At 43.2% G+C, this 10,050-nt stretch carries 11 protein-coding genes; 3 read left to right on the forward strand and 8 right to left on the reverse strand.

The annotated features are described in order from the left end of the window. Positions 1–41: 41 nt before the first annotated feature. Positions 42–2,141, reverse strand: coding sequence for a TonB-dependent siderophore receptor (locus Q7V21_RS04285; RefSeq protein WP_304916095.1), 2,100 nt, complete (start codon positions 2,139–2,141; stop codon positions 42–44). 260 nt (positions 2,142–2,401) lie between these two features. Between Q7V21_RS04285 and Q7V21_RS04290 the strand changes: the two genes are divergently transcribed. Beyond that, positions 2,402–2,824, forward strand: a complete 423-nt coding sequence (locus Q7V21_RS04290; RefSeq protein WP_304916096.1) for a hypothetical protein — start codon at positions 2,402–2,404, stop codon at positions 2,822–2,824. A 175-nt stretch (positions 2,825–2,999) separates the two neighbouring features. On the opposite strand, the gene Q7V21_RS04295 is transcribed toward Q7V21_RS04290, so the two are convergent. After that, on the reverse strand, positions 3,000–3,332 hold the full coding sequence (locus tag Q7V21_RS04295) for a cupin domain-containing protein (RefSeq protein WP_304916097.1): 333 nt from the start codon (positions 3,330–3,332) through the stop codon (positions 3,000–3,002). A gap of 133 nt (positions 3,333–3,465) precedes the next feature. Here Q7V21_RS04295 and Q7V21_RS04300 point away from each other — a divergent pair, with 133 nt between their 5' ends. After that, positions 3,466–3,897, forward strand: a complete 432-nt coding sequence (locus Q7V21_RS04300) for a MarR family winged helix-turn-helix transcriptional regulator (protein WP_304916098.1) — start codon at positions 3,466–3,468, stop codon at positions 3,895–3,897. Between the two features lie 125 nt (positions 3,898–4,022). Next, complete coding sequence (bfr, locus tag Q7V21_RS04305) at positions 4,023–4,502, forward strand: bacterioferritin (protein ID WP_304916099.1); 480 nt, start codon at positions 4,023–4,025, stop codon at positions 4,500–4,502. Between the two features lie 179 nt (positions 4,503–4,681). Here bfr and Q7V21_RS04310 read toward each other — a convergent pair whose 3' ends face one another. The 6 genes from Q7V21_RS04310 to Q7V21_RS04335 form a co-directional block, all read right to left on the reverse strand. Further along, a complete protein-coding gene (locus tag Q7V21_RS04310) occupies positions 4,682–5,158 on the reverse strand; it encodes a cupin domain-containing protein (RefSeq protein ID WP_304916100.1) in 477 nt (158 codons plus the stop codon). Positions 5,159–5,615: 457 nt separating this feature from the next. Then, complete coding sequence (locus Q7V21_RS04315) at positions 5,616–6,560, reverse strand: HEPN domain-containing protein (protein WP_304916101.1); 945 nt, start codon at positions 6,558–6,560, stop codon at positions 5,616–5,618. Continuing rightward, a complete protein-coding gene (gene glmU, locus Q7V21_RS04320; protein ID WP_304916102.1) occupies positions 6,561–7,940 on the reverse strand; it encodes a bifunctional UDP-N-acetylglucosamine diphosphorylase/glucosamine-1-phosphate N-acetyltransferase GlmU in 1,380 nt (459 codons plus the stop codon). 95 nt (positions 7,941–8,035) lie between these two features. Then, the gene (locus Q7V21_RS04325) at positions 8,036–8,458 is read right to left on the reverse strand and encodes a F0F1 ATP synthase subunit epsilon (RefSeq protein ID WP_304916103.1); all 423 of its coding nucleotides are present in this window, start codon (positions 8,456–8,458) and stop codon (positions 8,036–8,038) included. Between the two features lie 18 nt (positions 8,459–8,476). Then, positions 8,477–9,853 (reverse strand): F0F1 ATP synthase subunit beta, encoded by a 1,377-nt coding sequence (gene atpD, locus Q7V21_RS04330; protein WP_304916104.1) that lies wholly within the window; start codon positions 9,851–9,853, stop codon positions 8,477–8,479. Between the two features lie 50 nt (positions 9,854–9,903). Next, a partial coding sequence (locus Q7V21_RS04335) for a F0F1 ATP synthase subunit gamma (RefSeq protein ID WP_304916105.1) occupies positions 9,904–10,050 on the reverse strand: 147 nt, incomplete at its 5' end.

Genomic DNA, 10,050 nt, shown 5'->3' on the forward strand with positions numbered 1-10,050 from the left:
TGTTTTACAAAAAAAGCCCCTTTCGGGGCTTTTTTATTGATTTAGAAGCTGTATCGAATATTAGCTGTGACATTGCGGCGTTCGCCATAGCCACAATCGCCACCATCATAACGACACCAGGAGATAAACTCTTCGTCCGTCAGATTTTTTGCATCCAATGTAATATCCCAGTCTTGAATCGAGTAACCGATCATCGCGTCATACAGGGTTTCAGATGGCACTTTTGGTGCATCGAAATAACCAACATTATTCCCGATGTAACGAATACCCGCCCCAAAGCGCCAGTTATTACCGACATACAGCTTGTTCCACCAAGAACCTAACTTCTCTGCTACAAATGGCAGACGATAGCCTGTCGAATCGTCTTTGGCATTCATATCGGTGTAGGCAAACTGGGTTTCAAAGTTCTGCCAACGTTTATTAACTTGCAACTCCCAACCATCAATCACTGCACCAGTTTGTTGAACACCGCCAGGGGTTAAACCATTGCTAATGCGATTTTCCTGCGTAATATCAAAATACGCGACGGTGATGGCCAGCGATTTATCTGGTGATAAATATTTCACCCCGATTTCTTCCTGATCACCGGTAGTCGGTTTTAACGTACTAGGAGAAGCTGTTCCATCTGTACCCAGGTTCATGCCGAACGCTTCTGCATAGCTGATATAAGGCGATAAACCGTTATCAAAGCGATACATCAGTCCAATACGACCTGTGGTTTCCTGTTCATCACTAGTGGTGTTTGGTCCTGTAACAGCAAGCAGACGGTTTTTAGCGTAATCGCGGCGTAAACCAGCAGACAACACCACCTTGCCTATTTCAATATGATCGGCAATATAAAAGCCTACTTGTTGAATCTCATTATCAGGACGATCTGTTGGCGTGATGATGCCACTATTCACATTACCGTATTGAGGATTGTAGACATTGATGGTTCCGCCATCACCATAAAAGTAATTATCCGTTTCCCAATACGCATCCTGACGATCAACACCGACAATCAGATTATGACGGGTGATTCCCAGATCAAACACACCCTCAACTCTGGCATCCAGATTAAAAATTCGGGTCGCAGCATCGGCGGTATAAATAGTCCGCCCGATATTGCCATTAGCATCCGGGACACTTGGAATATTGGTCCAATGTTCGCGCGTTTTAGTGCTCGACTCTGTATACCTTGCGGTGGTGACAAACTTCCAGTTGTCAGCAAATTTATGATCTGCGAAAACGGTAAATTCTGTTTTCTCCTGATCATATTTATCCCAACCTGGCTCGCCAACAAAGGTTTCAGATCCAATATAGCCAAGCGATCCTCGGTCCAGCGTTCCGGTTTGTGGCAGAAACTGAGCAGAAACCTGGCTACGTGTTTCCTGACGGTTAAATAATACCGTCACACTGGTATCGTCGGTTGCCTGCCAGGTGAATGATGGCGCAATCAAATAACCATCATCCTTGACATGATCAACCTGTGTATCACTGTCCCGCTGTAATCCCACGACGCGATACAACAGCTTTCCTTCGTCATCGACAGGGCCGGTCACATCAAAAGCAATCTGCTTACGATTAAATGAACCGTATTGGCCCCAGATTTCGCCTTGTTGTTCAGCTTTTGGCAACTTGGAAACAGAGTTCACCAATCCGCCCAGATCACCTTGACCATACAACATTGAAGAAGGGCCTTTTAATACTTCCAGGCTTTCCAATGCATAGATATTGGTACGCACACTGTTATAGGAACCATATATCTGACGAAGGCCATCCAGATAAAATCCTGCTGAAATACCACGAATATTGGCACCATCAAGTCGAGTATCTAAGCCAAAATTACCGGCATAAACTCCCGAAGTGTATTGCAAAGCATCTTGAATGTTTTTAGCCCCGGTATCCTTCATAAACTCGGAGTCAATCACCGACATTGAAAACGGCTGTTCCATAATCGGCACGTTTAATTTTCCAACATTCGGCTCTTTTTCAAGCTCGATATAACCTAAGCCATCATTAGTTGTTGAAGTCACCTCTACCGTTGGCAGATCCAATGATTTTTCTTCAGTGTCTTCTGCCATTGCAGGGTTTGCAAAGACAAACATCGCCAGAACGGCTGGTGCACAAAACAGCCGGATTTTTTGAACAGGTGGATACATTACAGATTCCCAGATTATATAAACAAGCTAAATGATATTGATTTAGATTTGCATAATGTAAATAAGTGTAACTATCCTGTCAATTTTTTTATTATTTTTCGGAACTTATTTGTAATTCATGGAATAACGCGTGTTTAGCACTTGATAAAACATCGCAAAATGCACTTTTATAATGCTAATATCCTGCGGGCATGGATGCGCTGATCATTATATTTGGCTGTTCATACAACTTTACGGATTAACTTTAATAGGACATAAACTTGAACGCTAAATTACTATTTGCTTTAACTAGCACATTGTTGTTTTCCGGTTGCGCAACAATTGTTAATGATCCCAACATCCCCGTTACCGCTTCATTTTCTGATGGTAGCGAAGGAGAATGTAAATTCCATAATAAGCGTGGCGTATGGAAATTAGACATGCCGGGAACCGCTATGATCAGACGTTCCGATGATGCTTTAATTTATGATTGCAGTACTGAAGATGGAAGAAAAACTGATGGGTCTATCGTCAGTGAGTTTGAATCCGGTAAATTTGCAGCCAGCGTTATTTTTTGGGATTTCGGCATTACAGACGCTATCACTGACAAGCACCGAAGCTATCAGGGCAATATCGTCATTCCAGTCAAACAAGCAAAAGACATCGCCCAAGCAATCGACACTGAAGTTACACCTACAGAATAAATAACTTTTTACTATGTGATGCCCCAGGGGCATCACAGCAACTCTCAGGTTGAGCGAAAACGGATCACGCCGAATCTTCGGTTAGTCAGTTACCAACAAGTAATTAATTGTAAGATCGTAGGTTTATTTTACTTCAGAACAGCCATAGCTTTATCCAACGACTGTTGTTGTCATGCTACCCATCAGGAAAAGTAACTAAAACCACACAGCCTATTTTTGATTGTGGAATATGAGATGAACCAATTGGGTTATAGATAAAGCTCCCCTCTCTATGATCATCTTTCCCATCATTGAAAACACCAGAGATTACATAGATTTGCTCAGGCCCTGACAGATGAGAATCAACGCCAGGGAATTTCGAGTTCGCTTCAAACTTTAGAACTACCGCTCTTTTTCCCTTTTCTCCCTCCCAAAGAGGAAATGCGTATATTCCTTCTGCAACTTCACGGCCTTGCATATCCTTCCAATTTATTGACGTCACGCCGTTGAAATTTAACTCACTACCCATTGTGGTTACTCCTCTGTATGCGCTGACTATAGAAAATTACTTTGTGCGCAAAATAATTTTAATCGCCCACCTCTAGACCGTCAAGTACTTTGCGCGCAAAATATATCCCCACATTACAAGCAGAGTGTTACAAATGAATACCGATGAGTTTGATTTTTCACAGATGGTTTGTTTTTCGTTGTATGCGAGTTCAAACGCAATGATTAGGGAATACCGTCCCCAATTGGAGGAATTTGATCTTACCTATCCTCAATTTTTAGTGATGATGAGTCTTTGGAATAAAAGCGCTGTTAATATCAAGGAATTAAGTGAACAAACATACCTTGATGCAGGCACGCTAACACAAATTCTTAAACGACTAGAAAACAAAGGATTTATAGAACGCAACAAGTCTTCGATTGATGAGAGGGCTAAAGTCATTGAACTAACTGAACCAGGAAGAGATTTAAAAAATAAAACCTCCCAGATCCTCAATAAAATGGCATGCAGGATAAATTTAACCCCGCAAGAGAAAAAAGAAGTTACAGCTATATGCAATAAGATACTTTCTCGCTTAAATGAATAAAGCAAAGCATCCCCTTTAATTGCACTGCAAAACGCAAAGACCGTGACAAGTGCTGGCAGTTGATGCAAGCTTATCGCCATTAATCCACATTCTGAATCAAAGACCAGCAACAAAAGGAAACGCTTATGAAAGGCAGCCAAAAAGTCATCGATTTGCTTAACAAGCTACTCGCCGGTGAACTGACCGCAATGGATCAATATTTCATTCATTCCAGAATGTACGAAGACTGGGGCTTGAAGCGCCTCTATACCCGCATTTCCCACGAAATGCAGGATGAAACAGATCACGCCGACCAAATGATCAAACGCATCCTGTTTCTGGAAGGCATGCCAGACCTGACCCACCGTGAACCAATACATGTCGGCCACAACGTTCTGGAAATGTTGCAAAACGACCTGAACCTTGAATATGCCGTAGTGAAATCGTTACGTGAGGGTATCGCCCTCTGTGAAGCAGAAGGCGACTATGAAACCCGTCAGATGTTACTTAGACAACTGGAAGATACCGAATTGGATCATACCCACTGGCTGGAACAACAGCTGGGTTTGATCGAGAAAATGGGGTTAAAAAATTATCTGCAAGCCATGACGTTGGCTGAAGCATAAAAATCAAGTTGGTGACGACTGATTTACTCACCACTTAATCGCTAAAAGCCCCTAAACATGGGGCTTTTTTGTAAGTTGGCGCTGAATGCAATGAAACCCAACAATCGTAAATAAGATGTTGGGTTTCGCAAGCTCAACCCAACCTACCCTCGAAATGTAGGTCGGGGAAAGCTATCAGTTTAGTTTCTAGGATCATCCGCCGGATCAATATAGGTAATATCCCACGGACCGCTAGCAATCAACTCAACAATGGTTTCTTCATCCGTAGTCCAAACATAATGAGCATGACCAGCTGGCAAAACAAAGCTGTCACCTACGTTCAGCACCTCACCATTTTCCTTATCAAACGTCTCGCCCATGCCATTACCTAATTGGCCTTTCAACACCGTGATGACTTCAGTGTATGGATGCGTGTGGGCAGGGATTGGATAATTAGGTGGGAATTTCAACCAGGCGATAAACACACCGGCTTTAGTCGGGTCGCCAAGCACAATGACACTGTCAGCTCCTTTCGGCAAAATCGTCTCCGGTTGCCAATTCACCTCATCAGCACGAAACGACTGCATTTTGTCCGCCGTCATCCGCTCAATCTGATCTGCTGCAAATGCCGTTGCAGTAAAGCTAAATAACATCGATATGATTAATAGAATTCTCACAGTAATGTCCTTTTAAAAGTCGTAATGGAGATAAATCCGTTGTTTTGGAAATCGTCCAATATTAGGCTTTGTGATAAAGACAGTCGCTCAGTATTAATCCGATTTTATATAGGAATTTTCCTGAAATGGTAATTGTGAATTTTGGTTAAAAATTTCGGGGTTGGGTGGAATGCCATGAAACCCAACAATTCAAGATTTTATACTTTAAAGGTTTCGCCCTATTGGGCGAGTTCATTTTCTTTGGGCAAACAAAGAAAATGAACTCGGGCTTTAGTCCGAAATTGCTAACTTGGAAGTCACAATACAAGTTATTGGGCGATCCGGATGTAACCCATGTAGGTGAATTAAGATAGTGAATTTAACGTTGGGTTTTATCCCTCAACCCATCTTGACGTGTTTGAATAAAGCTAGTTGAAATCTTTTAATCAACGGAGTATCTACCTTACTTCCTAAAAATTTAACACTCTCTAATATCAGCTACTAACGCGGGTTCTTCTATTGCTAGTTTGATGAGTTCTCGAACAACCTCATCAAGGAACGAGTTAACATTCTGTAATTCTCTAAGGCATTTAAGCTCACCAGAAAAGTCATAAACTTGACCATGGGCAATATTACTTCTTAATTGGTAGAGTTTTTTCCACAAGTTTGCCTCCGCTATTCCACCAAAAATTTCATCCTGCATAGGCTTTATTTCAAAACGCTTTGATAATAGTTTAATTTTATTTTTAATTTGATGAGTTATTGAATCAAGCGTTTCTGTAAGTCTAGGTTTGTGTGTAATTAATGACTCAATAATTGAAAAATAAGAGAGTGTTAAAAGTGCAGACTCATCATCCAATTTCGATGAAGACTCATATAAATCTATGGCATCTTGAACATGGGCTAATTCATTTTTTTCAAAGTGGCTGTAATAACGTTTTAATTTATTTAGTTCGTCTTTGCTCAGTATTGCTATATCTTTTCTTGATTCTCTGACATATAAGTCAACAGATGCGCCTGGTCCAAAGATAAACCCTGAATCATCTAATTGTCGATGATTATTAAAAATAAGTGTGTTACTAAAATGTATCTTAGGTTTTAAAAGCTTTGCAATTGGGTTTAAATCCTCTGCCTTTCCATTGAAACCTTCAAATGTAATAACCCAACATCGAGTCCTATTCGTCTCAACGTAACGAATGCCTCTTCGGCCATCGCCGTCATCATATTTTTCTGGAACTGTGTTAAATGGAACTACAAATTTAGCTAAAAGGCCGTATGTTTTTTGATAATGCTGATTTAATTTTTCGATCTCTGCCTCTGAGGCAACTCTTAAAATAAGATCATCAGAAATATTGAATGGTAAAATATCTTCAGGAATATCAATATTACTAGCAATAAATTTAATTCCTCCTCTGGGCTCCATTCACTTCTCCATTTTCAAATTACTCTTAACCGGCCTAACCCACCCCTTAACCGTCTTCTGCTCCGACTTAGTCAACGTCAACGCATCCCCAGGAACGGTCTTCCGAATCGTGGATCCAGCCCCAATCGTCGCTCCATCCTCAACCGTAACCGGCGCAACCAACTGCGTATCAGAACCAACAAACACCCGATCCCCAATCACCGTACGATGTTTATTCGCCCCATCATAGTTGCAGGTAATCGTGCCTGCCCCGATATTTACATCCGCCCCCATATCGGTATCGCCGATATAACTGAGGTGATTGATCTTGGAACCCAACCCGATATTGGCATTTTTGATTTCAACGAAGTTACCAACTTTTGCTTTGGCAGCAAGCTTGGTGCCCGGACGTAAACGTGCATAAGGGCCGACTGAACAGTCAGTACCCACTTCGGCATTTTCGATAATACTATTGGGCAGGATTTCAGCGCCTTGATGAATAACGCTGTTGATAATGATGCAGTTGGCACCGATGCTGACATTGTCGGCTATGGTGTTATTGCCTTCGAAGATGACGTTGATATCGATGGTGATATCCTGCCCTGCTTTGATATCACCACGTATATCGATGCGTGCCGGATCACGGAAAGTGACACCTGACATCATCAAGTCGGTTGCTTTGAGTTGCTGATAGTAACTTTCTACCTCAGCCAGCTGCACACGGTTATTGATGCCAGCTACTTCCATTTCATCTTCACAAGTGACTGAGTTGATTTCGATGCCTTGGTTAACTGCTTTGGCAATCAGGTCGGTCAGATAGTATTCGCCCTGGGCATTATTGTTATCGAGCTGTGACAAAGCTTCGGTCAACCATTTAGCTGGAATACACATAATGCCGGTGTTGATTTCGTTGATCAGCTTGGTTTCTTCGTCAGCATCTTTTTCTTCGGTGATGCACAGCATATTGTCATCATAATCACGAACAATACGGCCGTAGCCAGTGGGATCGTCCAATATGGCTGTGAGCACTTTGAGGCTTTTTTTATCGCCTGATTCAATCAAGTCCTGCAGTGTTTCGACGCTGATTAACGGTACATCTCCATACAACACCAAGACCTGTTCACTGTTTTCAAAACTGGCTTTTGCTTGTTCAACAGCGTGGCCGGTGCCCTTCTGTTCATGTTGCATCACGATATCGATTTGCTGCTTTTGCAGGTATGGCACGACTTCGTCAGCGCCATTACCACAGACTACGGCTAACTGGCTTGGAGAAAGCTGTTTAGCAGTATCAATAACGTGTTGCAGCATGGGTTTACCAGCCAATGTGTGCATCACTTTTGGCTTAGCAGATTTCATGCGGGTGCCTTTACCGGCAGCGAGAATAATAATAGCCAGAGACATAATAGATTCCTTGTAACAGCTTTGTAGTTTAGCAAAGACCTGCAAACAAAAAAGGCCGTCCGAAGACAGCCTTTTCTGGGTCATCACTTTCGTGATTAATGCTTACGTGTTTTACGTGCTCTTTCAATGGCTCGTAATTGCGCCATTGCTTCAGCGAGTTGCGCCTGCGCTTCAGCATATTCCATTTTTGTGGATTTATCTGCTAACGCTTTTTCGGCACTTGCTTTAGCTTCTAAAGCAGCAGCCTCGTCTACATCGGCAGCGCGTAATGCGGTATCCGCCAAAATAGTAACGATGTGTGGCTGAACTTCTAAAATGCCACCGGAAATATAAAACTGCTCTTCCTTACCATCTTTTAGCAAACGCACTTCACCCGCTTTCAAACGCGTCAGTAACGGAGCATGACGTGGATATATACCCACTTCACCCTCTTGCGCCGAGGCGATTACGACTTCGGCTGTTCCTGAATAAATGGATTCTTCAGCACTTACGATGTCAACATGAATTGTCATAGCCATCAGCTACCTCCCTAGAGATTAGTACTTTTTGGCTTTTTCAATCGCTTCGTCAATGGTGCCAACCATGTAGAACGCTTGTTCTGGCAGTGAATCATATTCACCATCAAGAATGCCACGGAAACCAGCCAGCGTATCTTTCAGTGAAACGTATTTACCAGGAGCACCGGTGAATACTTCAGCAACGAAGAATGGCTGTGACATGAAACGCTGAATTTTACGAGCACGTGATACAGACAGTTTGTCTTCTTCTGACAATTCATCCATACCCAGGATCGCAATAATATCTTTCAGTTCTTTATAACGTTGCAGCGTGTTTTGAACACCACGGGCAATATCATAATGCTCGTTACCAACAACCAACGGATCCAGCTGACGTGAAGTAGAATCTAACGGGTCAATCGCAGGGTAGATACCCAATTCAGCAATTGAACGTGACAATACAACTGTCGCATCCAAGTGAGCGAAGGTGGTAGCTGGTGATGGGTCAGTCAAGTCATCCGCAGGTACGTATACCGCTTGGATAGACGTGATAGAACCGACTTTGGTTGAAGTGATACGTTCTTGCAGAACACCCATCTCTTCCGCCAATGTTGGCTGGTAACCTACCGCTGAAGGCATACGGCCTAACAGGGCTGATACTTCGGTACCGGCCAATGTGTAACGGTAGATGTTATCAACGAAGAACAATACGTCACGACCTTCATCACGGAAAAATTCCGCCATGGTCAAACCAGTCAACGCAACACGCAGACGGTTACCTGGTGGCTCATTCATCTGACCGTAAACCAATGATACTTTGTCGATTACGTTTGAATCAGTCATTTCGTGGTAGAAGTCATTACCTTCACGAGTACGCTCACCAACACCGGCGAATACAGAGAAACCACTGTGCTCGATAGCGATGTTGCGGATAAGCTCCATCATGTTGACGGTTTTACCTACACCGGCACCACCGAACAGACCGACTTTACCGCCCTTGGCAAACGGGCAAACCAGGTCGATAACTTTGATACCGGTTTCCAGCAATTCGTTACTGGCAGACAGTTCATCAAATGAAGGAGCTTTACGGTGGATACCCCAACGTTCTTCTTCACCGATGTCGCCTTTCTCGTCGATTGGGTTACCCAACACGTCCATGATACGGCCCAGAGTTTTCTGACCGACTGGAACGCTAATCGCTTTGCCAGTATTGCTTACTGCCAGGCTACGTTTCAGACCATCAGTAGTACCCATGGCGATTGCGCGAACCACACCGTCACCCAGCTGTTGCTGAACTTCAAGCGTTAAACCGACTTCTTCAACCATCAAGGCATCGTAGACTTTTGGCAGACTGTCGCGGGGAAATTCCACGTCAACGACCGCACCGATAATTTGTACAATCTTTCCAGAGCTCATCTTGCTTCCTCTTTCAAATAAGTTCGGGCTGCTCAGCCCTTTTAATTCAGTTAGACCGCAGCGGCACCCGCAACAATCTCAGAGATTTCCTGTGTAATCGCAGCCTGGCGAGCTTTGTTGTAAACCAGTTGCAGGTCATCAATAAGATCGCCGGCATTGTCAGACGCATTTTTCATCGCAATCATGCGTGATGCTTG

The sequence above is a fragment of the Methylophaga sp. genome (assembly GCF_030651745.1).

What these genes read in the sequence shown, in the direction of transcription:
- Q7V21_RS04285 (WP_304916095.1), bottom strand. Translation starts at nt 2,141, where the DNA reads ATGTATCCACCTGTTCAAAAAATCCGGCTGTTTTGTGCACCAGCCGTT.
- Q7V21_RS04295 (WP_304916097.1), bottom strand. Translation starts at nt 3,332, where the DNA reads ATGGGTAGTGAGTTAAATTTCAACGGCGTGACGTCAATAAATTGGAAG.
- Q7V21_RS04300 (WP_304916098.1), top strand. Translation starts at nt 3,466, where the DNA reads ATGAATACCGATGAGTTTGATTTTTCACAGATGGTTTGTTTTTCGTTG.
- bfr (WP_304916099.1), top strand. Translation starts at nt 4,023, where the DNA reads ATGAAAGGCAGCCAAAAAGTCATCGATTTGCTTAACAAGCTACTCGCC.
- Q7V21_RS04315 (WP_304916101.1), bottom strand. Translation starts at nt 6,560, where the DNA reads ATGGAGCCCAGAGGAGGAATTAAATTTATTGCTAGTAATATTGATATT.
- glmU (WP_304916102.1), bottom strand. Translation starts at nt 7,940, where the DNA reads ATGTCTCTGGCTATTATTATTCTCGCTGCCGGTAAAGGCACCCGCATG.
- Q7V21_RS04325 (WP_304916103.1), bottom strand. Translation starts at nt 8,458, where the DNA reads ATGGCTATGACAATTCATGTTGACATCGTAAGTGCTGAAGAATCCATT.
- atpD (WP_304916104.1), bottom strand. Translation starts at nt 9,853, where the DNA reads ATGAGCTCTGGAAAGATTGTACAAATTATCGGTGCGGTCGTTGACGTG.